At 53.1% G+C, this 22,088-nt stretch carries 24 protein-coding genes and 1 tRNA gene; 16 read left to right on the top strand and 9 right to left on the bottom strand.

Annotated features, from left to right (window positions below; genetic code table 11):
* Nucleotides 1-21 precede the first annotated feature (21 nt).
* Complete coding sequence (locus CHB59_RS05560; protein WP_089375251.1) at nt 22-894, top strand: universal stress protein; 873 nt, start codon at nt 22-24, stop codon at nt 892-894.
* A gap of 42 nt (nt 895-936) precedes the next feature.
* Here the strand turns inward: CHB59_RS05560 and CHB59_RS05555 are convergent, their stop codons facing one another.
* Entirely contained in the window at nt 937-1,944 is a 1,008-nt protein-coding gene (locus CHB59_RS05555; protein ID WP_089375250.1) for a helix-turn-helix domain-containing protein, read from the bottom strand.
* Between the two features lie 528 nt (nt 1,945-2,472).
* Between CHB59_RS05555 and CHB59_RS05550 the strand changes: the two genes are divergently transcribed.
* From CHB59_RS05550 to napH, 10 genes are all read left to right on the top strand, one after another.
* Nucleotides 2,473-3,309, top strand: a complete 837-nt coding sequence (locus CHB59_RS05550; protein ID WP_089375249.1) for a TorF family putative porin — start codon at nt 2,473-2,475, stop codon at nt 3,307-3,309.
* Between the two features lie 328 nt (nt 3,310-3,637).
* Nucleotides 3,638-4,483, top strand: coding sequence for a methylamine utilization protein MauF (locus tag CHB59_RS05545; RefSeq protein ID WP_089375248.1), 846 nt, complete (start codon nt 3,638-3,640; stop codon nt 4,481-4,483).
* A 60-nt stretch (nt 4,484-4,543) separates the two neighbouring features.
* The gene (gene mauB, locus CHB59_RS05540) at nt 4,544-5,737 is read left to right on the top strand and encodes a methylamine dehydrogenase (amicyanin) large subunit (RefSeq protein ID WP_089375247.1); all 1,194 of its coding nucleotides are present in this window, start codon (nt 4,544-4,546) and stop codon (nt 5,735-5,737) included.
* A 12-nt stretch (nt 5,738-5,749) separates the two neighbouring features.
* On the top strand, nt 5,750-6,307 hold the full coding sequence (locus CHB59_RS05535; protein WP_089375246.1) for a MauE/DoxX family redox-associated membrane protein: 558 nt from the start codon (nt 5,750-5,752) through the stop codon (nt 6,305-6,307).
* 12 nt (nt 6,308-6,319) lie between these two features.
* Nucleotides 6,320-6,937 carry a methylamine dehydrogenase accessory protein MauD gene (gene mauD, locus CHB59_RS05530; RefSeq protein WP_089375245.1) on the top strand — a complete coding sequence of 206 codons (618 nt, stop codon included), beginning with the start codon at nt 6,320-6,322 and terminating at the stop codon, nt 6,935-6,937.
* 43 nt (nt 6,938-6,980) lie between these two features.
* Nucleotides 6,981-7,541, top strand: coding sequence for a methylamine dehydrogenase (amicyanin) small subunit (gene mauA, locus CHB59_RS05525; protein WP_089375244.1), 561 nt, complete (start codon nt 6,981-6,983; stop codon nt 7,539-7,541).
* Between the two features lie 29 nt (nt 7,542-7,570).
* Nucleotides 7,571-8,572 (top strand): tryptophan tryptophylquinone biosynthesis enzyme MauG, encoded by a 1,002-nt coding sequence (gene mauG / locus CHB59_RS05520; protein ID WP_089375243.1) that lies wholly within the window; start codon nt 7,571-7,573, stop codon nt 8,570-8,572.
* 92 nt (nt 8,573-8,664) lie between these two features.
* Nucleotides 8,665-9,036 (top strand): cupredoxin domain-containing protein, encoded by a 372-nt coding sequence (locus CHB59_RS05515; protein ID WP_143738694.1) that lies wholly within the window; start codon nt 8,665-8,667, stop codon nt 9,034-9,036.
* Between the two features lie 21 nt (nt 9,037-9,057).
* The gene (napG, locus tag CHB59_RS05510; RefSeq protein ID WP_089375241.1) at nt 9,058-9,765 is read left to right on the top strand and encodes a ferredoxin-type protein NapG; all 708 of its coding nucleotides are present in this window, start codon (nt 9,058-9,060) and stop codon (nt 9,763-9,765) included.
* Nucleotides 9,762-10,604: a quinol dehydrogenase ferredoxin subunit NapH gene (gene napH, locus CHB59_RS05505; protein ID WP_089375240.1), complete on the top strand. Its 843-nt coding sequence runs from the start codon at nt 9,762-9,764 to the stop codon at nt 10,602-10,604. The genes napG and napH overlap by 4 nt, the downstream gene beginning before the upstream one ends.
* A 120-nt stretch (nt 10,605-10,724) precedes the next feature.
* On the opposite strand, the gene azu is transcribed toward napH, so the two are convergent.
* From azu to CHB59_RS05490, 3 genes are all read right to left on the bottom strand, one after another.
* Nucleotides 10,725-11,168 carry an azurin gene (azu, locus tag CHB59_RS05500; RefSeq protein ID WP_089375239.1) on the bottom strand — a complete coding sequence of 148 codons (444 nt, stop codon included), beginning with the start codon at nt 11,166-11,168 and terminating at the stop codon, nt 10,725-10,727.
* Nucleotides 11,169-11,319: 151 nt separating this feature from the next.
* Entirely contained in the window at nt 11,320-12,504 is a 1,185-nt protein-coding gene (locus CHB59_RS05495) for an MFS transporter (protein WP_089375238.1), read from the bottom strand.
* Between the two features lie 67 nt (nt 12,505-12,571).
* Nucleotides 12,572-12,645, bottom strand: a tRNA-Gly gene (locus tag CHB59_RS05490).
* A gap of 156 nt (nt 12,646-12,801) precedes the next feature.
* Here CHB59_RS05490 and CHB59_RS05485 point away from each other — a divergent pair.
* Nucleotides 12,802-14,934, top strand: coding sequence for a TonB-dependent receptor (locus CHB59_RS05485; RefSeq protein ID WP_089375237.1), 2,133 nt, complete (start codon nt 12,802-12,804; stop codon nt 14,932-14,934).
* Here CHB59_RS05485 and CHB59_RS05480 read toward each other — a convergent pair.
* From CHB59_RS05480 to CHB59_RS05470, 3 genes are all read right to left on the bottom strand, one after another.
* Nucleotides 14,931-15,896 (bottom strand): hypothetical protein, encoded by a 966-nt coding sequence (locus CHB59_RS05480; protein WP_089375236.1) that lies wholly within the window; start codon nt 15,894-15,896, stop codon nt 14,931-14,933. The genes CHB59_RS05485 and CHB59_RS05480 overlap by 4 nt on opposite strands.
* Nucleotides 15,897-16,018: 122 nt before the next feature.
* Nucleotides 16,019-16,225, bottom strand: a complete 207-nt coding sequence (locus CHB59_RS05475; RefSeq protein WP_089375235.1) for a CsbD family protein — start codon at nt 16,223-16,225, stop codon at nt 16,019-16,021.
* 136 nt (nt 16,226-16,361) lie between these two features.
* A complete protein-coding gene (locus CHB59_RS05470) occupies nt 16,362-17,897 on the bottom strand; it encodes an O-linked N-acetylglucosamine transferase, SPINDLY family protein (RefSeq protein ID WP_089375234.1) in 1,536 nt (511 codons plus the stop codon).
* A 233-nt stretch (nt 17,898-18,130) separates the two neighbouring features.
* Between CHB59_RS05470 and thiS the strand changes: the two genes are divergently transcribed.
* From thiS to mltA, 4 genes are all read left to right on the top strand, one after another.
* Nucleotides 18,131-18,337, top strand: a complete 207-nt coding sequence (thiS, locus tag CHB59_RS05465) for a sulfur carrier protein ThiS (RefSeq protein WP_089375233.1) — start codon at nt 18,131-18,133, stop codon at nt 18,335-18,337.
* Nucleotides 18,337-19,116, top strand: coding sequence for a thiazole synthase (locus tag CHB59_RS05460; protein ID WP_089375232.1), 780 nt, complete (start codon nt 18,337-18,339; stop codon nt 19,114-19,116). The genes thiS and CHB59_RS05460 overlap by 1 nt, the downstream gene beginning before the upstream one ends.
* A 9-nt stretch (nt 19,117-19,125) precedes the next feature.
* The gene (apaG, locus tag CHB59_RS05455) at nt 19,126-19,509 is read left to right on the top strand and encodes a Co2+/Mg2+ efflux protein ApaG (RefSeq protein WP_089375231.1); all 384 of its coding nucleotides are present in this window, start codon (nt 19,126-19,128) and stop codon (nt 19,507-19,509) included.
* Nucleotides 19,510-19,593: 84 nt separating this feature from the next.
* A complete protein-coding gene (gene mltA / locus CHB59_RS05450; protein ID WP_245835046.1) occupies nt 19,594-20,769 on the top strand; it encodes a murein transglycosylase A in 1,176 nt (391 codons plus the stop codon).
* A gap of 18 nt (nt 20,770-20,787) precedes the next feature.
* On the opposite strand, the gene CHB59_RS05445 is transcribed toward mltA, so the two are convergent.
* Nucleotides 20,788-21,555, bottom strand: a complete 768-nt coding sequence (locus tag CHB59_RS05445; RefSeq protein ID WP_089375229.1) for a DODA-type extradiol aromatic ring-opening family dioxygenase — start codon at nt 21,553-21,555, stop codon at nt 20,788-20,790.
* 64 nt (nt 21,556-21,619) lie between these two features.
* Nucleotides 21,620-22,006: a DoxX family protein gene (locus tag CHB59_RS05440; protein ID WP_089375228.1), complete on the bottom strand. Its 387-nt coding sequence runs from the start codon at nt 22,004-22,006 to the stop codon at nt 21,620-21,622.
* Between the last annotated feature and the right edge of the window lie 82 nt (nt 22,007-22,088).

Genomic DNA, 22,088 nt, shown 5'->3' with positions numbered 1-22,088 from the left:
GAGAAAGGAACCCCGGCGACCATGAATTTCAAGACTACACCACCACATCACCTGGTTCTGGCGACTGATCTGAGTGCCCGATGTGATCGTGCGCTTGATCGTGCCTTGCAGCTGTCACGAGCATGGCAGTCTTCCCTCACCCTGGTGCATGCGCTGGAATCCGTGCAGCCGGTGCTGGAGGAGCCCAGCTGGCGCCAGCCACAAGATGTTGCACTGGCTATACAGGAGGAGCTGGAAGCTGAAGTGAGTGCCATGGCAGAAGATACGCGCAATATCAGCGTTCGCGTGGTGCGCGGTAGGCCGGAGGACGTAGTGCTTAAAGTGGCAGAAGAGGTGGAAGCCGGTTTGATACTGACCGGGGTCAAGCGGGATAGTGCTTTTGACAAGGCTTTGCTTGGCGATACAGTAACCGGGCTGGTACGTCATGCCAGCATCCCGGTGCTTGTGGTGAAAAAGCGGTTGCGGCGACCCTACCAGAAGATTGTGGTGGCCACGGATCTTTCGGAGCCGTCAAAAGTGGCGTTGGCGCGTGCCGTGGATTTGTTTGGGCTGGATAACCTTGTAGTGTTTCATGCGGCTTTTGCCCATTTCGCCAGCCGCATGGATGACAGGCTGGCCTATGAGGGCGAGTTGCGCAGTGATGCCATTCAGAATTGCAGGGACTTCATCAGCGAGGTGGCAGGTGCTGAGGCTGTAGACAAGATCGGAGTCGTTGTGGAATACGGCGAGCCGGATCTGCTACTGGAGAAATATGTGCAGGATCACAAAGTGGATCTGGTGGTCGTATCAACGCATGGACGTAGTGGTTTACTGGGCGTGCTGTTGGGAAGCATAGCGACCCGGATTCTGGATAGTGTTGCCAGTGACGTGCTGATTGTGCGGAATAGTGCCTGACCGTTAGTCAGATAGCTGGGAGGGGATATGGTGCGGGTATGGTTACCTGACGCGTGAGCGTAGCAACGTTTCGTTTGGACATTCTCCAAACAATTCGCGGTAATAGCGTGAGAAAAGGCTCATGTGCCAGAAGCCCCATTTTGCAGCGACATTGGCAATGCTGGTGATCTGTTGCGGCGAGAATTGCAGTTCAGCCCGGACACGGTGCAGCCTGACATTGCGCATGTAAGTGACAGGCGTGATGCCCAGTACCCGGGCGAAGGCATGGTTCAGTGTACGACGGCTCACGCGTAGTTCAATACAGAGCTCGCTGATGGTCAGCGGACAGCCAAAGTTGGACAGTGTTAAATCCCGTACTCGGTTGACAATATAGCGATGAATACGGTGATCGTAATGCTGGCGCGGGTTCTCCCGGGTCAGCAGCAGCGCTTGCAGGCAAGTGGAAAGCAGGTCATCTTCAAAATGCTGCCACATATGCAGATCGTGCTCGGTGCTGCGAACATCAGCCAGGTAACGCATACCCCCTGTCAGGGAGGCCAATAAGCGGTTGGTGGCAGATGTTGATAATGACTCCACGGGCTTGATTGTTTCCAGCAGTTTACGCAGGTCTATATATTCAACTTGAGATGCATATGCCTCCAGGCGCTCTGCGGGGATGACCGCGACGGTAATTTCTGACAGGTTGGCGGTACGGAAAAGCAGCTCGGCATTCTTGTCCAGTGTGATCAGGGAATTTTCCCGGACTGGCAGCAGACCCCACGACGAGTCACTATCCGCAATGGTGGGCAGGCCGATGACATAACTGTCTGCTGGAGCACTGGCAAATTCATCGACAGCACGGTTCATGGTTTCGCGGAATATCTGCATGCCTTGGTATGACGTGCTTGAGATGCCGCCGGAAAAAGTACCCTTGCCCAATTGGGTGTAATCCTGCGACCAGAATGGCAAGGCATCAGCCTGTTCCAGCACGTCTTGTGTCGATAGTTCGACTATATGTACTTCTTGATCGCAGGACGGGGTCCCTGCCAGAAAATCTTCGCGAAAACTCATGATAATCACTCCTCCATATTGGAATCGACTTCCCGTCGATGTCCACCTTCCCCTGATGTGAGCGTCAAGCTCATCATTCTATTGATTTTATGTCGGTCAGTGCGCTTTCGCATTGATTAATATTGCTTTTTTCAAGGCGACTGAGAGCCACTATACAGACTTGTCAATATAACTGTAGAGGTGAATGAAAAGTTTGGATAGCAAAAACTGGCAAGACCTAACTGGCTGGTTGGTGGGTAAGGGGGGATATGCCAGTTATTACTATAACCATCATATTCATGTCGTTATTGTTGCACCGTTTCAATGTCAATATCAACGGCGCCTGGATAGGTCGAATACGGTCAGGGTGGCTTTGTATCACTGACGTTTGTCTGGAGTCAGGGTGCGGTTCTTATTGATGATTTCCACTGTCGTGGTCGGCATTGTGGCGGAGGCATGCTCGATTTTCAGCGGATGAAACTGCAGTGCTCCTTAGTTAAGAGGAGCGGAAATTCTCACAGTTTTATTGGAATCAACAAGGGAGTCGAGATGCAATATAAATCTAAATTTATCCTGGCTTGCGGTATTTCGGTGCTGATAGCGGGCACTGCCATGGCGAATGAGGAGCTGCCGGCCATTGATGGTGATGCCGGGGCGGATAGTTCCCCTCATCACCTCACTACCAACCTTGGGTTGTATAGTGATTATCTGTTCCGCGGCATATCGTATGCGCGTGGGCGTGGGGCTTTGCAGTTGTTCATAGATTATTCCCATGAAAGCGGCCTGTTCTTTGGCATAGGTGGAACTAATGTGCACAAGGACGCCATTTACGGCAACACGCTGGAGGTGGATATCTACGGTGGTTACAGCCATGCGCTGACCGAGGATTTAATCGGTACGGTTGGATTCATGCAGTACTACTATCCGGACAATGAGAAAATTGCCGGGCAATCCGCCAATGTCACTGAAGTCAATCTTGCCCTGGATTACCAACACTTCACGCTGAGATATTCACATTCCCTGACCGACTGGTTTGGTGTCAATACCAAATCATATGGCAATACTCAGGTGGGTCACCACACCACTGGCCGCGGGGATTCCAAGGGCAGCAATTATGTTGAATTGAATTACAACAATACGCTGCCTTTCTATGACCTCAACCTGATGTTGCATGTGGGGCATCAGACTGTGGAGAACTATGCCGTGGCGGATTACACCGATATCGCCATCGGGTTGAGCAAGGATTTCTCCATTGCAGACAGCCAAGGCTGGAATGCCGGACTGAGTTACATCATGACTGATGCGAATGATGACTGGTATGTGACCAGCAGTGGCTACAAGACCGGGGACAACAAGTTCTTCGGCTATATCAAACGCACATTCTGAACCTATCAATAACGCTTGAGTTTCATGGCGGGAGTGTCTTATTCAAGACCTTGCCTGCTGCCCGGCAGTTTCTGTGCAAGTGGGCAGAAACTGCCGCTTACAAAGCATCTTGAATTTCTCTCTTTTGCGGTATGGCGCACCCAAGACACCGGGATCACTGCCAATAGTAAAAATCGGCAATACCTCGCATGTATCAATGGTGTATCGACAGCACATGCCGATTATTGCTACAGCCTCCAATGAGGTGTCGATTAGAGTACGCATCGTGTCATTTACAAATTATTAACAATTTTTAGAGGCCAAATGGCCAGAGGAGGAGAACGTGAGTATGGATGCAAAAGCCTCTCGTCAGTCGTCCCGTGGCGAAGCGAGTGTTGCGTGCGTGCCTGATGCATTCAGTTTTTCTGAAGCGCAATCACCCAGAGCACGATTTGTGTTGATGGTGTCAGCCATTGTAGTGGGTATCGCCGGTGGTGCTGTCTTGCATTCCGAGATGTCGACAAGCAATGCCTTGACCGGGTTGTTTATCGTACTGGCTTTGGCTGGTGGTTTCTTATCCACATGGTCTCCATGCGGGTATTCCAGCCTTAGCTTGTTACGTCCGTCCGGTCATTATTCCTTGGGCTCAGTTGTGCGTTGGGCGCCTACCTTTTTCACTCATGCTGTAGGTTATGCCATCGGTGCTGTGGTGCTGGGCGGCATGTTGGGAATGGTGAGCTGGTTGCTGTTCTCGTCACTGCCTTTCAGCTACATGGTGGCAGGCATGGCGGTGTTGGCACTGGGTTATGGCGCACACCAGATGGGCTTTATGAAGATGCCTTATCCACAACGTCGCGCCCAGGTGCCACATGATGCCCGTTTCCGCTTTCGCTCATCTGTCATCGGATTGTTGTATGGCTATGCACTGGGTATGAATTACCTCACCTATGTGCAAACACCGATCCTGTACATCGTGACGGGTGTTGCGCTGTTCTGCGGAGACGTCAAGACCGCCATCATCATTATCGGCATTTTCAATATCGGTCGTTGCCTGCCTGTGGCTGTGAACTTCCTGCCTATCAAGAATGTGACTGTGCAGGCATGGCTCGCCCGCTGGCAAGAGCGTGCTGTTGAAGTCGATGGTTTCCTTCTGTTGTCTGTCGCCACTGCATCTCTGGTGCTGTTGGCGCTGTAATGACGGATGTGATTGAAGTAGAAGTATGTGGATATAACCTTAACAATGTCTGGAGGAAGTATGACAACATTCCAATCTAGTCGCCTGATAGGGAAGCTAGCTCTAGCTGCCTTATTGGCAACAACGTATTCGGCATTTGCTGCTGATGCCGTGCCAAGTTCGCTGGGCGCGATCGGTACTGCCAAAACGCAGGAAGACATCACGATCGAACCAGGTGTACCAGCTGATTCCAAGCGTGTTTACGTGCAGGATCCTGGTCACTTTAACGTGACAACGACTGTTTACAGCATTGATGGTAAGAACAACAACCTGCTCGGCATGACCGATAGCGGCAAGTTGGCTAACCTGATGCTGAGCAGCGATGGCAAGTTCTTCGTGACTTCCAATACTACCTATTCCCGTATTGCCAGTGGCAAGCGTGATGACTATGTGCAAGTGATTGATGCTCAATCCCTCAAGGTGCTGGCTGATATCGATATTCCTGAAGGCCGCTTCCTGACAGGTGTGATGGAGCGCCTGGCATCCATTTCCACCGACAACAAGCATATGCTGTTCCAACAGTTTGCACCGTCTCCTGCGGTTGGTTTGGTGGATCTGGAGAAAAAGTCCTTCGTGAAGATGATGGATATTCCCGACTGTTACCATATTTTCCCTGTGCCTAACCAGGGTTTCTATATGCACTGTCGTGATGGTTCCATGATGCACATCACCTATGATGACAAGGGCAATACCAAGCAGAAACCAACCAAGGTGTTCCACGCCGAGGATGACTACCTGTTTGTGAATCCTTACTACTCTAACAGCACTGGTCGTCTGGTATGGCCTACTTATGAAGGTCGTGTATTCCAGGCTAAGTTGTCTGACAAGGGTGCTGAGTTCCTGAAGCCTATCGAAATTTTCTCTGACAAGGAAAAAGCTGCGAACTGGCGTCCAGGTGGCTGGCAAGTTGTTGCGTACCATAAGGCACGTAACGAAATCTATGTGCTGGCTGATCAGCGCGCCAAGTGGACTCACGTGACTGCAAGTCGTTATGTTTTCGTGATTGATGGCACTACCGGCAAGCGTCTGCGTCGCATTGACCTGAAGCATGAGATCGACGGTATCAGTGTCACTCAGGATGCAGATCCAAATCTGTATGCGGTTTCTGCTGAAGACAAGACGATGTACACATTCAACGCGCTTTCCGGCAAGCAAACCGGCAAGGTCGATGAGTTGGGTCGCGCTCCTACAATCTCCCTGACGCTGGATAAATAAGAGGTCACCATCATGAACTGGCTTATTGATGATCCAACTACAGCAGTACTCGCTTCGTTATTCCTGGCAATGATTCTGGCAGCTGCAGCGATACCCAAGCTGCGCCAACCGGAAGAGTTTCAGGGCGTGGTTGCAAATTACCGGCTGCTTCCTTCTTTCATGGTAGTCCCATTTGCAAGACTGCTGCCATGGATCGAGCTGGTTTGTGCCGCAGCATTGCTGGTGCCGCCAGCGCGCGAAATAGCAGCATGGGTAGCTGCTGCTTTGTTCGTGATGTTTGGGCTGGCACTGGCAATTAACGTCGGGCGTGGTCGCACTCATATTGATTGTGGTTGCGTACGCCGCCCCACCAGTATGAGCCGCATCGGAATGTTCCATGTATTACGGGCAATCGCTCTGGCTGGCGTCAGTCTTTACGCCGCTGCGGTTCCTGTGGAAGTGGCCAACATTTCATGGGGTTCAGCATTGATGGGTGTGGCAGCAGCAACAATGCTTGCGTTGCTTTATTTGGCTGCGGATCTGATGGTAGGACTGCCAGACCGTGCATCCAAGAAATTAGACTTTGAATAAAGGAAATTGATAATGAATACCGGACTTCTAATTGCGTCAAATGTGTTGCTGTGGGGAGCATTCCTGGCCCTCGCTGCACTGATGCTGGGTGTTATTCGTCAGATTGGTTTACTGCATGAACGTTCAGCACCGCTGGGTGCCATGATGATTGATCACGGACCTGATATTGGTGAGAAATCACCTGTATTCAGCCTGACCACCATCGACGGCGCTCCTGTGACTGTTGGTCGTGCCGTGACTCCAGGCCGTGCAAGCCTGCTGATGTTTACTGGTCCTTCCTGCCCAATCTGTCAGAAACTGCTGCCTATCATCCGTTCAGTAGCTGCTACTGAAAATACTGATGTAATCCTTATCAGTGATGGCACGCAGGCTGAGCATCGTGAATTCCTGCGTAATCATCCTCTGGATGGCGAGCGTTACGTTGTCTCCGCCGAGATCGGTATGCGTTACCAAGTTTCCAAGGTTCCGTATGGCGTTCTTCTTGATTCAGACGGTGTTATTCAGGCCAAAGGTCTCTGCAATACCCGCGAGCATGTCGAAAGCTTGTTTGAGACAACTCGCATGGGTCATGCAACTTTGCAGAACTTCCTTAAGCACGGCGCAGAAGATGCGTCGAAACATGTGCATTAATTACTGACTCCAGAGTCGGAAAATTTACGGAGAAGGAAATCAAATGAAAAAAAACAAGGGTTTTGATTCAAGTATCGAGAAGTTGGCACGTACTACCGCCAGCAAAACCGGTCGTCGTGGCTTTATCGGTAAACTGGGTGCATTCCTGGCAGGTTCTGCGTTGCTGCCATTGCTACCAGTGGACCGCCGTGGCCGCATGAACGAAGCGCACGCTGAAACCAAGGGCACATTGGGCCGTGAAGGCTGGAAGCCACAGGACAAGGATCCCAAGTCTTGTGACTACTGGCGTCATTGTTCCATCGACGGCAATTTGTGTGATTGCTGCGGTGGTACCCTGACTTCCTGCCCTCCAGGATCAGAGTTGTCACCAAGCTCATGGGTTGCCAGCTGTTTCAACCCAGGTGATGGCCAGACTTACCTGATTGCATACCGCGATTGTTGCGGTAAGCAGACTTGCGGTCGTTGCAACTGCATGAACGTACAAGGTGAGTTGCCTGTTTATCGTCCTGAGTTCAATAACGACATCGTATGGTGCTTCGGTGCTGATAACGATGCGATGACCTACCACTGCACAGTCTCACCAATCGTTGGTAAGGCTAGCTAAGTAGGGCAGTGACAGGGTCTGTTTCAAGTATGCGTTACTGTGGTTTGTTTCTGGTTTTGGGTCTGGTGGCGGCGATGGGTATCAGCCGCGCCGCTGATCTTCCTCCGCGGGAATCCTATCAGCGCCCGGCTGACATTCCGTCGCCACCGTCCAATCCGTTGACCATAGAAAAAGTCACACTGGGCAAGACCCTGTTTTTTGATCCCCGTCTCTCCCGGGACGGGGCCATGTCTTGTGCCACTTGCCATAGTCCCAACATGCGTTGGAGTGATGGGCGGGTGTTACCACTGAAGGCGGATGGCGTCCCTAATGCGCGACGTACGCCGACAGTACTCAATAGTGCCTGGCTCAATGCCTTGATGTGGGATGGCCGCGCTGCTTCTCTGGAAGCCCAGGCAGTCCTGCCGATTACCACGGCACATGAAATGAATTTTGAAATGCCTTTGTTGCTGGATCGGCTGAAAGAGGTTGCCGGATACCAGCCACTGTTTACCCAGGCTTTTGGCGATGCTGAGATCACTCCCAAGCGGGTGACGCAGGCACTAGCCAGTTTTCAGCGTACGCTGGTTTCCAAGACCGCACCCTTTGATCGGTGGGTGGCAGGTGATGAAAATGCGATCAGCGAAAACGCCAAGCGCGGTTTCGCCTTGTTTGAAGGCAAGGCCAATTGCGTGTCCTGCCATAAGTCCTGGCGTTTCACAGAAGATGCTTTCCACGATATCGGGTTGGAAAGCCTGGATCCTGGACGTGGCGCTAAAGTGCCATCGCAGCTTGTATTGATGCAGCATGCCTTCAAGACACCCTCGCTGAGGGATTTACCGAAAAATGGCCCTTTCATGCACGATGGCTCCATGCATAGCCTGGAAGAGGTTATCAAGCATTATGAGCAAGGGGGAGTCCAGCGCGAAAGTCTGTCACAGGAAATGAAGCCGTTCGAGCTTTCCGATGTCGAAAGAGCGTACCTGATTGACTTTATCCATACCCTGGATGGCGGGCCGCTGGATATGGAATTCCCCAATCTACCGGAGTAAAGTGAATGATCAAAACAGGTTCTGAATCGGTACATTTTCGAATACCGGTTAATGATGAAAGGCAAGTAAGCGCACAGCCTGGTACAGGTTGGATGATGCGCTGGCAGACATGGTTGTTGGTGCTGGTGGCCGGATTCATTTTTAGCGCTTCTTCCATGGCATGGAGCGCGGAAGTGCATCGTATGGAATTGACGCATCACGATTTTGAACCGTGGGATTTTGTGCCTAAGCCTGGCGACCGCATCGACATCCACAATCATTCGGATATCGTGCATGCCGTATATGTGACTTACCCTGATGGCACCATCGTCAATCTTACCGAGACTGCTGCGCAATTGCCTAACACGACGGTGTCATGGACTGTTCCGGCGGATGCCGAGGATGGTGATGAGTATGTGTTCAGGTGCTGGATTCACACTGTTATCCGGGCGGATATGAAAGTGCAAGTGCCAGCATCGCAGTAATCAAGCAAATGGAGGTCAATCATGGCCGAAGATAGAAACAACAAACCTGCGTCAACGATAGAAGAGCCTGAACGCAGGCGCATGTTCAAGAAAGTGTCGCGTCGTCTGGGTGCGGCTGTTGTGGGTTCTATCATAGGTAGTGCATTGCTCAGGTCGCGTCCTGCGCCAGCCGCCTCTGTTTTGCGACCGCCCGGCGCACTGCCGGAAAAGGATTTCCAGTCTGCCTGCGTACGTTGCGGTCTGTGCGTGGAGGATTGCCCGTTCGATATCCTCAAGCTGGCCAGCTGGGCAGATCCTGCTCCCATGGGCACTCCCTTCTTTACTGCACGGGAAGAGCCGTGCCGCATGTGTTACGACATTCCCTGTGTTGCTGCCTGCCCTACCGGCGCTCTTGATCCCCTGCTGACGGATATACGCAAGGCCGATATGGGCCTTGCAGTGCTGGTCGATCACGAAACCTGCCTCAACTATAAAGGCATGACCTGCAGTATTTGCGTTCGTGTATGCCCTATCCGCGGTGAGGCGATCTCCCTCAAGCCTATCCAGAATGAGCTGGGCGTATTGCAGATCCCAACAGTGGACAGCACCAAATGCACTGGATGCGGCACCTGTGAGAAACACTGCGTGCTGGCGGAAGCGGCGATTCGCGTATTGCCGCGCGAGCTGGGTCAGGGATTGTCTGGTGCAAACCCGGCAGGCCGTACCCCAGTATGGGGGATGAAAGGATGAGTGCGTCCCTTGCTGCATTGTATCGTCGCCGCTGGCTACTCAGCCGCCGGATGGTGCAGATTTTTATCGTATTGGCGTTTCTGGTGGACTGGCCCGAAATTGGACGTATCGCCAACGGCAACCTTTCTTCCAGTCTCTGGTTGGGCGTCCTGCCGTTGACGGATCCCTTCATCGCACTGCAATCCTTGTTGTCCGGTACCATGCTGGCAAAAACTGCGTTGATTGGCACGGTGTTGATTGCCGCCTTTTATTTTATATTCGGCGGGCGTATCTATTGCAGCTGGGTCTGCCCAATCAATATGGTAACGGATTTGGCCTACTGGTTGCGCCAGAAGCTCAATGTGAAAGGCAATATGACCATGCCGCGCGAGCTGCGCATGGCAGTGCTGGGCATGTCGCTGGTATTGACTGTGCTCAGCGGCACGCTGGCATGGGAAAACTTCAATCCCATTACCCTGTTCCAGCGTGAGCTCATGTGGAGTTCCCTCGCGGGAGGGCTGGTTTTACTCAGCCTGTTCCTTTTTGATCTGTTGATCACTCGCCGTGGCTGGTGTGGACACTTATGCCCGGTCGGAGCTTTTTACTCTGTATTGGGGCGCTATGGGCGCGTACGGGTCACTGCCAAGCAATCTGGTTCCTGCGCAGGTTGTGGCGCGTGTATCAAGGTCTGTCCAGAACCTCACGTCCTGGCTCCTGTGGTTTCACTCAAGGCTAATGCTGTCACACATGGCGATTGTACCCGCTGTGGCGCATGCCTGGACCAATGTTCATCTGGTGCCATTGCCATGAAGTTCGATCTTGGCAAATCTTTCCACGGCATCCCTATCGTAAGCAAGTAATCACTTCTGTGAACTTTCCCTGAAAAAGTGCAAAAAAAGTCCGGTGGCGCAACCCACCGGACAAAGGGAGTAAGTAGTAAGACTTACAAGGAGAGATAATCTGCTGACTGGAAAAAGTACTTAGTCAACCAGCTTTACTGTGCCGCGCATCATGAATGAGTGGAATGCGAAGGAACAGAAGAAGGAATAGGCTTCGCCATCTTTCATGATGCTTGGGTTGAATTTAACAGATGCCTTTTCACCGCCACCCAGCAGTGGAGTGAACGCCAGTACGCGAGCATCGTTTTCTGGCAGGTAATTCTTGTCGATACCAGCTTCCATGCCAGCCTTGGCTACATCTGTGACATCAGAAGTCTTGGCCAGGACCCAGTTGTGACCCATGCCGGCTTTGGATGCGGTACCAGTGTGGGCGAAGTTGACAGTGAATTCCTTACAGCTCTTGGGAACATCAATGGAACGTACGTTGAATGACATGGAATCGCCAGCGCTGACATTGACTTCACAGTTGTTTGCAAACGCCAGGGCAGGAGCCATCAGCAGGGAGAACAGAACATAGGAACGCATAATTTAAACATCCAGTCTAAAAATAAAAATAATCAAAATTTAATCTTGATGCGACAACCGTCGCAGTATTTTCATTTTAGGTGCGGCATTTGTCGCAGGATGGTAAAAATCGGCATTACCTGTACAAATCAGTTACAAATTCAGTTACAAATCAATAGGACAGGCGATCAGGGCGTGGCGATACTGCGCGTGCGAGAAAAACAGCCAGCCCCATGAACAACAGTACTACCAGCAAAGCCTGGCGCAGGGAAAAATGCTCTCCTATAAATCCCAGCAGGGGCGGCCCGGCCAGAAAGGCGATATAGCCTGCTGTTGCCACTACACTGACGCGCGCCGTTGGATGTGGCCCGGTATCGCCAGCCGCGGAAATGGCCAAGGGGAAACCCAAGGCTGTGCCCAATCCCCAGAACAGCACGGCAGCTGCTGCCAGATAAGGGTCGGCGGCGAAAATGACAGTACTTATCCCGATTACACCCAGCAAGGCGCTGGCACGCACCACTGCAGTACGGCTGAATCGAGTGAGAAAATAATGGCCGCTGAAACGTCCCAGTGCCATCATGCCGGCAAAACCGGTGTATACCATGGAGCCTGTGGCCTGGCTGAACTGGTGCTCATCCACCATCAGGATGGGAATCCAGTCCGTGGCAGCGCCTTCCGCCAAAGCCATGCCCAGGACGATCAGCCCGATACACAACAGCTGGTAATCCTGCCATGGGCGGAAGGACGTACTATTTGTCTCCCTCTCATCAGGCGCTTTGCGTGTTTCCACGCCAACTCCCTGTGGAATTGCCTGTAATGCCCACAGCGTCACCGGCAGGCCCAATAGTGCAGTAAGCGCAATATGCCAGGACACGGGGAACGCAATACTTGCCAGGCCGATACCTACCAGGCCGCCCAGAAAGGTGCCCAAGCTGAAACCTGCGTGCAGCATCGCCAATGCAGGCCGTTGCGTAATTCGTTCCACTTCCGCGCCTTCAACATTTAGCGCAATCTCCCCTACGCCAATCCCCAGGCCGAACAACATCAGCCCAAACGCCGCAATCAGTGCCACCGCGCTGCTCAAACCAATCGCCAGGATGCCAAGCCCTGCCAATAACAACAGCATGCCACTGCGAATCACAGACCTGGTGCCCCAGCGCTGGACCAGTTTGCCTGAGCTCAGGATACCGCTCATGGCGCCGATGGAAATGCTGAACAAAATCAAGCCCATTTCTGCCAACGAGACACCCAACTGATCGCGGATCGCCGGTGTACGCGTGACCCACGAGGCCACAGCCAACCCCGTCAGCAGGAAAAACATAAACAAGGCGCGCCGGCGCCGGAAAGCGATATGCATGCAGGACGAGCTTAAGTTGAGTAAATGTAACAGTGGGACATGGCGCAGATGCGCAATCAGTAGCAAATGGAGCGGGCGACGGGAATCGAACCCGCGTATCAAGCTTGGGAAGCTGGCGTTCTACCATTGAACTACGCCCGCGCAGGTGGGGATTATACCTGTTTCTTCTGCACTCACCATGCTCTGGATGCGGCATTATGCCGCATTTTGACCCGGGGAAATTGCCATTAGAATCCAGCTCTTTGCCAAGTGGTATCCATGGTGCGGATACGTGGACTGGGAGACAGGAGCCAATGGATGGTAGCGACAATAGGATATTCTGGTGTGACAGGTGATGGTATGCAATTGAAGTGGGCAGTACTGGCGCTGGCACCGTGGTTCAGTGGGATAGCACTGGCGGATCATGATCATTTGCAGGAGTTGCCAGCGGTTGAGGTGACGGTGCATGCGCATGACAGTGAAGGCCATTTGCATAAGCGTATGGTCAATAGTCCAGATGCTGCTGCGTTGCTGCAGGACTACACGGGAGCGTATTCATATCAGGCGGGTGGGATTGCTGCCCTGCCGAATATCCGTGGCATGAATGACAACCGCATTCGTGTGCTGGTGGATGGGGCGGAGCTCACGGCAGCATGTGCCAATAGTATGAATGCCCCGTTGACCTATATTTCTCCGGCTGCGGTTGCAAGTGTCAATGTGCTGGCGGGTATCACGCCAGTCAGTATGGGAGGTGACAGCATTGCCGGCACGATTACTGTGGATTCTGCCAGGCCGGTATATGCAAACAGTGCTGATGAGTGGTTATACCAGGGTAGTTTTTCCACAGTGTATCGCAGCAATAATAATGGCTTGAGTACGGCATTGAATGCTACGGCTGCGAGTGACAATCTGAGCCTGAATTTCACCAGTACCATGGATAGGGGGCAGAGTTACCGGGATGGTAACGGCGATAAGATACGTGCTACCCAGTTTGAACGTCATATCCAGACCCTGACCTTGGGTGCCAAGGGAGAGGACGAGGATTTTGTGCTGCGCCTGAGTCATCAGGAGGTGCCTCACCAGGGTTTCCCGAATCAGTATATGGATCTGGTGGGCAACAAGGCAGATTCAATCAATGCGAGTTACAGTCGCGAGTTTGCCTGGGGGAATCTCGATACCCGAGTGTACTGGCAGGAAGTCCACCATGAAATGGGTTTCTTTACGTCGGAAAAACCCGGCACGATGCCAATGAAAACACATGGCAAGGATATGGGCTACAACATCAAGGCGACGATTCCATTGGATGAGGCGCATACCCTGCGGGTCGGCAATGAATTCCACCGTCAGACGCTGGATGATGAATGGCCGGCCGTAGCTGGCAGCATGATGATGGGGCCAAACACATTCGTGAATATCAATGATGGCCGTCGCGACCGCATCGGGATATTCGCGGAAGTGGAATCGCAGTGGGATAGCCGCTGGAGCTCCCTGCTGGGCGCGCGGGTTGACCATGTGCGCAGCAGCACCGGTAGGGTGCAATCCTATGGCGGCATGATGAGTGCTGCCGATACATTGGCTGCGGCCAATTTCAACGCGGGCAGCCGTGCCGCCAGTGATAACCATGTTGACCTGACTGCAACCGGGAAATATGCGTTTTCCGAGACTACCAGCATCGAGTTTGGATATGCGCGCAAGACGCGCTCTCCCAGCCTCTATGAGCGTTACTCCTGGGGTGTCGGCCAGATGGCGCGCAATATGATAGGCTGGTTCGGCGATGCCAACGGCTATCTCGGCAACCCCAACCTCAAGCCGGAAAAAGCCAACACCATCAGCGCCACGCTGGATTGGCACGATGCCGAGAGCAAAGCCTGGCAGGCCAAGGTCACGCCTTATTTCACCTACGTGCAGGACTATATCGGGGTGGAGCAGCTCAATGCCGGGCTGGCGGGCAATCGCGCCAACCTGCGTTTCGACAATCAGGATGCCCGCTTCTACGGCATCAATATGAACGGCGCGAAACAGCTCTGGCACGACACGCCGTGGGGCGAAGGCCGGGTCAAGGCCAGCCTGGCCTGGATGCGCGGCGAGCGCATCAATGGTGATTCGCTCTACCAGATCATGCCGCTCAATGCCCGCATCAGCCTGGAACAGAAAAAAGGAGCCTGGTCGAATGGTGTCGATGTGCAGTTCGTCGACAGCAAGACCCGTGTCGATGATGCGCGACTGGAACCTGAAACCGGTGGATATACCCTGGTTGATCTGCGCAGCAGTTATCAGTGGACCAAGGCCAGGCTGGATTTCAGCGTGACCAACCTGTTTGATCGCTACTATGCATTACCGACTGGTGGCGTGAATTATGCAAATTGGAAGGCTGAGGGTTCTGTCGGTGCCATGGGCCCACTGGCAGGAGTGGGGCGATCTGTGAATGTCGGCCTGACGGTGGATTTCTAGCCGGCGGCTAGCATGCGTTGATAGCGGTCATGCATGGTGCTGCTGCCATGCATGCCGCCTTGATGCAGGTATAGCCAGGGTTGTGTGAATTTCTCGCGGTGCTGCAGGATGCAGGCCCAGGCCGGCAGATCGTACAGCAGATCGAAGCTGATCCCTGTGTCTGCCAAGAGCCTGGTGTGTAGTTCCCATAACTCACGGTGTAATGTGCCAAAGCGGTAGGGCTGTGCCGGGCTCAATATGACGGGGTGTGGTTCGTTGGAATGTTGTGATGCAAACACATTTTGCAGATACGCAGCATCCCCATACACCGGCATTGTCATGGTGGCTAAACCGGGTAATGAAGCTGCAAGATGGCGGGCGCTGACACCGGTCCCGGACGGCAGGAATACCTGCCTTAATTCCAGCTCCCTGCATACTTCGGTCAGCTCCTTGCCCATGTGGGAAAATCCGTGTTGCACCTGGGCATGGCTGGCCCCTTCCCCAAATATCCATTCGTCTGTCTCTGGCACAAACTCTTGCGCTGCCATGCGGCGGTACAAGGGGCCGTCAATATGCAGTTGCATGCCATGTGTCAATGCGCGTGCCAGGTTGCCGTTGGGGTGCTGCTTGAGCGCAGGCGGCAGATAAGGCACCACGTAGTGGAATTCCGTAGACATGAGTTGTGCGAGCGCACTCAATGCCAGCATGGCATTGGACTGGGCTGAACCGTGGCTCCAGATGCGCCTGACCGTTGGGAGCGAGGTCAGGTTCTCCAGATAGTAAGCCAGTTTATATAGTTTATTGCCCTCTATGGCGTTGAAACAGTCTGTCGGAATATTGCGGCAGAATGCCGGCACTGGTGTGGTGCAGACGATACGTTTGCTGGTCAGGATATCTGCTGCCAACAGGCTGGATTCGATACGCACAATGAAATCCAGGCCGGAAAAATGGCAAGTGACGTAACTGAAACTGGGAATGGACATGCCGGGATTTTATCGGTTTCATCGCTGGATGATGCAGCAATTTTCGCTATGCAAAAAAAACCGGCCATGAAGGCCGGCGCAGGGGAGTTTCTCTGGAGGAGAATCAAATGAAACTTCGGAGATTAATGCTTGGTGCAATCCCGGTTGAAAGCCTGAATCTGCTTTTCGGCTTCTTCCTTGGAAATACCATATAGCTCTTGCAGTTTTCCAGACAGCATTTCGCGGTTGCCCTTGATTTGTTCAAACTGGTCGTCAGTGAGTTTGCCCCACTGCTGATGAACCTTACCCTTGAGTTGTTTCCAGTTGCCTTCAACTTGATCCCAGTTCATGGTGTGCTCCTTTTGAGATGATTCAGTCAATAAATTGCAATGTGATGCATCTGAAGGCCATGATAGTGCCTGCCTCAGTTCCTGACAGTCGGGGAAAGGATGATGTGGCTGTCAGTCAAGTGCTGACAGCCCGGCATTATTCTGTTTGCTGCAGATAGGTATGCCAGATCTGGCGGTAGCAGCTTTCCAGCTTCCGGCAATATCCTGCATGATCCATGAGCGGTGATTGTTGCAACTGTTGCTGCAGTTGTGAACGGTATGTTTGCAACTGTTCCGGGGCGTCGAGCAATTGCAGTACCTTGGCAATATATTCCTCTGCACTACTGGCAATCCATTGCGTCAGCCCCAGATGTTTCAGGATGGCTACCGAGTGCGGCGCCAGAGTGGAGTCCATGGCAATAATGGGCAGACCCATCCACAAGGTATGCAGGGTGGTTGCGATATCAGATGTGGGAAAGCTATCGAGCGCGATGTCCACAATGCTGCCGCGTGTCATGAGCTCTTCTGTGGAGACCGCTGGCGAGATGATGATGCGTTCCATCGGCATGCCAAGCTGGACCAGCCGTGGTTCCATGGCATTGACGGCATCGTCGATGTCTGTTTCCTCTACATGCAGCAGTAACTGCACATCAGGCCTAGCCTCCATGATGCGCTTCCAGAGCAGTAATGCCTGATCAGTGACTCTGTAAGCGCGATTGAATGAGCCCAGTGTGGGTGGATTGGCTTGCAACATGGGGGGCACAGGTGCCAGGGTGTCATGTTGTGGTGGGTTGTAGCTGCATAGGTGATGCAATCGCAGCAGTTTCTCTAGGTAGAAATGTTCATGACCGGCTGGGTCTGTCTCAGCGTCAGTCAAGCAATAGTCCATGGTTTGCAATCCCGTGCTGCTACGCATCCCCAGCCAGTTCAACTGGATGGGTGCGGCGCGGCGGGCCAGCACAGACGGTATTGCATGCCGGGAAAAATCAGCAAGATTGACCAATAGATCAATTTCCAGAGTGCGAATCAAGGTATGGAGTGCATCAGCGCTGAGTCTGGAAATGTCGTGCAGGGACGAAGCCTGTGCCTGAATATGACTGGCGCATAAAACACATGCTCGTACATGACTGGCATCGTGATGCTCAAGCACAGGTAGCAGCAGGTGCGACAGGGTATCCAGGTCGTCGATGATATAAGCGATGCGCAATACGCGATCAGGATCAGGACTGTTCGCAAACACTTGCGGCCCATGCCCCATTTCACTGGGCAAGTATTGCGCCCATTGTTCATACAGGGCGCGTTGATGTATGGGATTATCTGTGGAGATGGCATGGATATTGGCGCGATCCAGCGCATAAGCTGCATGGCCAGGCTGTACTTCCACCACGTGGTCAATCAATGCACGGGCTTCCTCATGCCGGCCCAGGTGAAAATAGGCCATGGCCAGGCCGTGCATGGCTGCTGCCTCCTGTGGCGCCATGCCCAATGCAAGTTCCATGGTCTCTGCGGCCTGCTGGTATTGCCTCATGCGCAGGAAAATATGACCAATCCTGAGCCAAGTTAGCAGCGGGTGGCCTTCAGTGGCGAGTGACGCAGTATAGTGCTCCAGGGCTGCGGTATCATCGTGCCTGGCTTCCGCTTCCTGGCCTGCGTGAAAGAGGGAACCGGTATGTGTAGGGGGCTGGTGTGACAAATTCCCTGCCTTGTCAGAGGGTTTCAGAATAACTGCCGTGGCAGGAACTCAAGCCTAATTGTGTGGTTGATCTTCGTCAAGCCGGGATAATCTTGAGCCACTGCCAGGATATTCCATGGCGGAGTTTGCTAATTCCCCCGTAACCTACGTAAAATATACAGGATTGGCGATGGAATTCGCTGAGTCCAAGTCATTCTTTCATTTTCTTAAATTTCATTTGGGTAGTAAGTCAATTGATTCATTTGACCATCAATGGAAATCCACGGCAGTTTGATGTCGAGCGCCTGACAGTAGGCGAGCTGGTGGAAACACTTGGGTTGACCGGCAAGCGTCTGGCGATAGAGCGTAACGGAGAGATTGTGCCGCGCGGTCACTTTGCCGATGCGGTATTGAATAGCGACGATAAACTCGAAATTGTGGGCGCAGTAGGAGGCGGTTGATGGATACATTGAATATTGCGGGCAAGAGTTATAACTCCCGCCTGCTGGTAGGTACAGGCAAATACAAGGATTTTGCACAGACGCGCGCGGCGATTGATGCTAGCGGCGCAGAAATCATCACGGTGGCAATCCGCCGTACCAATATCGGCCAGAATGCCGGTGAGCCTTCACTGCTGGATTACCTGCCGCCAGAGGAGTTTACTTACCTGCCTAACACCGCCGGCTGTTATTCCGCTGATGATGCAGTGCGTACATTGCGCTTAGCGCGGGAATTGCTGGATGGGCACAAGCTGGTCAAGCTGGAGGTGCTGGGCGATCCCGATACGCTCTACCCCAATATGCTGGAAACCATCAAGGCGGCGGAAATCCTGATCAAGGATGGGTTTGATGTCATGGTGTATTGTTCTGATGATCCCATCATCGCCAAACAGCTGGAAGAAATGGGCTGTGCAGCAGTGATGCCGCTTGCATCGCTGATTGGCTCCGGCATGGGTATTCTCAATCCCTGGAACCTGCAGATCATTATCGAGAATGCCAAGATACCGGTGCTGGTGGATGCTGGCGTTGGTACCGCTTCTGATGCGGCCATTGCCATGGAGCTGGGTTGCCAGGGAGTGCTTATGAACACGGCAATTGCCGCTGCCAAAGACCCTGTGCTGATGGCTGGGGCAATGAAAAAGGCGGTCGAGGCAGGTCGTGAAGCATTCCTGGCTGGCCGTATGCCCAGGAAACTTTATTCCGCATCCCCCAGTTCCCCTACCAACGGATTGATCGGCTGAGGAATAGATATGGCCGAGGAAAAACGCTATGAGTTTTCTGTCAGGGTGGAAACGGTGTTTGTGCCTGACCAGTCTGATATCGAGCAGAATCGTTACGTATTTTCCTACACGATACATATCACCAACAGCGGTACTGTCACGGCGCAATTGATCAGCCGCCATTGGGTTATCACTGACGCAGCGGGAGGCGTGCAGGAAGTGCGCGGCCTGGGCGTGGTCGGCGCGCAACCGCTGTTGCAGCCGGGAGAGCGTTTCCAATATACCAGCGGAACAGTGATTGCCACGCCAGTGGGAACCATGAAGGGTAGTTATCAGATTACGGCAGAAGACGGCACGCAGTTTGAGGCCGATATTGCCCCATTTTCTCTCAATATGCCGCGGGTATTGCACTAAATGACTTGGAGACTCGGTAGTTGGCAGTATCTGGCTTGCCTTTTGGTATTGTGGTTGATGTCCTGTGGACACCAGCATATCAAAATGGAAGAAACGCCCTCCTCGCCTCCCTGCCAGTGTCCTCCCGTACCAGTAGAGCCTGCTCCTGCGCCGTCGGTGCCTCCACCGCCAGAGAAACAGCCCGTCAGCAAGGTTCCGGATTATGGCCTGCTCAAGCCTGCGCGCTGGGAAGACCTGGCAGGACTGCCGCAGTCACAGCCTGGTCAGGCATGGGCGGCATGGTTGCAAGGTTGCAGCACATTGAGAAATCGCCAGCCCTGGCGTGAAGCGTGTGACGCAGCAGTGCAGCTTCCCCCCAACCCTGGTGACGCTGCTGTGTTGGCCTATTTCAAGCAGTATTTTTCTGTCTACCAGGCCAGTAACCAGGATGGCAGTGATACCGGCATGATCACCGGTTATTACGAACCCATGCTGAAAGGCAGCCGCGTCAAGAGTGCCAAATATCAGTATCCGCTTTACGGACGTCCCGATGACCTCATCACTGTTGAGCTGGCCAGTTTGTTCCCTGAGCTGGCTGGTAAGCGGGTGCGCGGACGCCTGGAAGGCAACAAGTTGATTCCTTATTATGACCGTGCCGAAATCGAGGCAGGAACGGCGCCAGTAGCGGGGCATGAGCTGCTCTGGGTCGATGACCCGGTAGAGCTGTTCTTCCTGCAGGTACAGGGTTCCGGGCTGATCAAGCTGGATAATGGTGAATCCGTGCATATTGGCTATGCGGACCAGAATGGCATGAGTTACCAGTCCATAGGCAAGGTATTGGTCGAGCGTGGCGAGCTGACTCTGGACAAGGCATCCATGCAGGGAATCAAGCAATGGGCGAGAAAGAACCCTGCCAAATTACAGGAATTGCTGAATACCAATCCCAGTTATGTGTTTTTCCGTGAATTGCCTGCCAATCTGCCGGGGCCACTGGGTGCTTTGGGCGTTCCCATCTTGTCCGAGCGTGTGCTGGCGGTGGATCCCAAATTTATCCCGTTGGGGGCACCGGTCTTCCTGACAACTACCTACCCGAACAGCAGTAAACCGCTCAACCGGGTGATGATGGCGCAGGATACTGGTGGGGCCATCAAGGGAGGAGTCCGGGCGGACTTCTTCTGGGGAGCAGGAGATGCTGCTGGCAAGCAGGCAGGCAGCATGAAACAGGATGGCAGGATGTGGGTACTGCTACCTAAAGGTTTTCCCCTGCCTGCTGCGAAGTAAACAACTACCCACACTTCCTCAATGCCAGACGTAAGTATCCATGGCAAGAATGCCGTAGGTATTTTCCGGCTGATGGCGGATTGCTTTTCCCTGGGCAGCCCCGATTGCCACAAACAACGGCATCAGGTGGTCCTCGTGAGGGTGAGCGCGTACTCCACCGGGTGCCTGGCGCCTGTAATCCAGTAACGCAGCAGTATCATTTGCCGCAATCCTGCCTGCCATCCAGTCGCTGAATGCCGGTACATAGTCGAGTACATCGGCATTACGGTCAGCAGTGAAAAAGTCATGCAGATTGTGCGTGATGGCACCTGAACAGAGTAGCAACACATTTTGTTGTTGTACTGCGGCCAGGGCCTGCCCGAGCTGGTAATGTGCCTGCGGTCCCAAGTGACTCTGGATGGACAGCTGCGCGACAGGGATATCAGCTTCCGGGTACATCAGCATCAACGGTACCCATACACCATGATCCAGTCCGCGCGTGGCATCAGGTTCCACCACAATGTGATGAGACGCCAGAGTTGCCGCGATTTTGTCTGCCAAACCTGTAGCCCCAGGTGCTGGATACTGCATTTCATACATGGCAGCAGGAAAGCCGGCGAAATCATGAATGGTATCCGGCTTGCTGGAAGTGGTAATGCGGGGATGACGAGTATCCCAGTGTGCTGACACTGCCAGAATGGCATCCGGGCGTGGCAAAGTCTTGCCCAGATGTGCCAGCATGTCCCCGGTTTTACCAGGCTCAAGCACCAGGTTAGGGGCGCCATGTGAAATGAATAATGTAGTCATGTGATCGCTCCGGATAATGCAGCTACCAGAATAAAACCGGGAGCTGCGGTGTGTGCGGAAACAGTTAACGGCGGCAGGTATCAATACTCAATCTTCCAGCGCCGAATACTGCAACTTGTAATAGGCCGCCAGTAATGGCCAGGTTTTTCAGGAACATGATGGTTTGTAGCTGGTTACTGAAATCAAAGTGGAACATAAAAGCGGTTGCCAGCGTGAACAGGGCAATCAAGGTGGCCGTTATCTGGGTGCGATAGCCAAGTAACAGCGCAGCAGCCAGGGGAATCTCTACCAGTAGCGCAATGGCGTATCCAAGCTCAGGGAATGGCGCGCCCACACTGGTGATATAGGCAATGGTGCCTGTCGGATCAGCTAGCTTGCCAAAGCCGCTGATCAGAAAGATGGCAGCCAGTAAGGCGCGGCCGGTCAGTAATGTGAGGTCGGTGATCTTCATGAATATGCTCCCTGTTTGATTGAGAATGACATGTTGTCGAAACATGGATACATTGTATTTTGTAATTTATATATTGATAATC

Origin of the sequence: Methylobacillus rhizosphaerae, from assembly GCF_900187985.1 — a bacterium.
GTDB classification, from domain to species: domain Bacteria; phylum Pseudomonadota; class Gammaproteobacteria; order Burkholderiales; family Methylophilaceae; genus Methylobacillus; species Methylobacillus rhizosphaerae.
This window is presented reverse-complemented; position numbering and strand designations above follow the sequence as displayed.

Excerpts from the sequence above, each read along its gene's own strand:
- CHB59_RS05560 (WP_089375251.1), top strand. The coding sequence starts at position 22 with ATGAATTTCAAGACTACACCACCACATCACCTGGTTCTGGCGACTGAT.
- CHB59_RS05555 (WP_089375250.1), bottom strand. The coding sequence starts at position 1,944 with ATGAGTTTTCGCGAAGATTTTCTGGCAGGGACCCCGTCCTGCGATCAA.
- CHB59_RS05550 (WP_089375249.1), top strand. The coding sequence starts at position 2,473 with ATGCAATATAAATCTAAATTTATCCTGGCTTGCGGTATTTCGGTGCTG.
- CHB59_RS05545 (WP_089375248.1), top strand. The coding sequence starts at position 3,638 with ATGGATGCAAAAGCCTCTCGTCAGTCGTCCCGTGGCGAAGCGAGTGTT.
- mauB (WP_089375247.1), top strand. The coding sequence starts at position 4,544 with ATGACAACATTCCAATCTAGTCGCCTGATAGGGAAGCTAGCTCTAGCT.
- CHB59_RS05535 (WP_089375246.1), top strand. The coding sequence starts at position 5,750 with ATGAACTGGCTTATTGATGATCCAACTACAGCAGTACTCGCTTCGTTA.
- mauD (WP_089375245.1), top strand. The coding sequence starts at position 6,320 with ATGAATACCGGACTTCTAATTGCGTCAAATGTGTTGCTGTGGGGAGCA.
- mauA (WP_089375244.1), top strand. The coding sequence starts at position 6,981 with ATGAAAAAAAACAAGGGTTTTGATTCAAGTATCGAGAAGTTGGCACGT.
- mauG (WP_089375243.1), top strand. The coding sequence starts at position 7,571 with ATGCGTTACTGTGGTTTGTTTCTGGTTTTGGGTCTGGTGGCGGCGATG.
- CHB59_RS05515 (WP_143738694.1), top strand. The coding sequence starts at position 8,665 with ATGATGCGCTGGCAGACATGGTTGTTGGTGCTGGTGGCCGGATTCATT.
- napG (WP_089375241.1), top strand. The coding sequence starts at position 9,058 with ATGGCCGAAGATAGAAACAACAAACCTGCGTCAACGATAGAAGAGCCT.
- napH (WP_089375240.1), top strand. The coding sequence starts at position 9,762 with ATGAGTGCGTCCCTTGCTGCATTGTATCGTCGCCGCTGGCTACTCAGC.
- azu (WP_089375239.1), bottom strand. The coding sequence starts at position 11,168 with ATGCGTTCCTATGTTCTGTTCTCCCTGCTGATGGCTCCTGCCCTGGCG.
- CHB59_RS05495 (WP_089375238.1), bottom strand. The coding sequence starts at position 12,504 with ATGCATATCGCTTTCCGGCGCCGGCGCGCCTTGTTTATGTTTTTCCTG.
- CHB59_RS05485 (WP_089375237.1), top strand. The coding sequence starts at position 12,802 with ATGGTAGCGACAATAGGATATTCTGGTGTGACAGGTGATGGTATGCAA.
- CHB59_RS05480 (WP_089375236.1), bottom strand. The coding sequence starts at position 15,896 with ATGTCCATTCCCAGTTTCAGTTACGTCACTTGCCATTTTTCCGGCCTG.
- CHB59_RS05475 (WP_089375235.1), bottom strand. The coding sequence starts at position 16,225 with ATGAACTGGGATCAAGTTGAAGGCAACTGGAAACAACTCAAGGGTAAG.
- CHB59_RS05460 (WP_089375232.1), top strand. The coding sequence starts at position 18,337 with ATGGATACATTGAATATTGCGGGCAAGAGTTATAACTCCCGCCTGCTG.
- apaG (WP_089375231.1), top strand. The coding sequence starts at position 19,126 with ATGGCCGAGGAAAAACGCTATGAGTTTTCTGTCAGGGTGGAAACGGTG.
- mltA (WP_245835046.1), top strand. The coding sequence starts at position 19,594 with ATGGAAGAAACGCCCTCCTCGCCTCCCTGCCAGTGTCCTCCCGTACCA.
- CHB59_RS05445 (WP_089375229.1), bottom strand. The coding sequence starts at position 21,555 with ATGACTACATTATTCATTTCACATGGCGCCCCTAACCTGGTGCTTGAG.
- CHB59_RS05440 (WP_089375228.1), bottom strand. The coding sequence starts at position 22,006 with ATGAAGATCACCGACCTCACATTACTGACCGGCCGCGCCTTACTGGCT.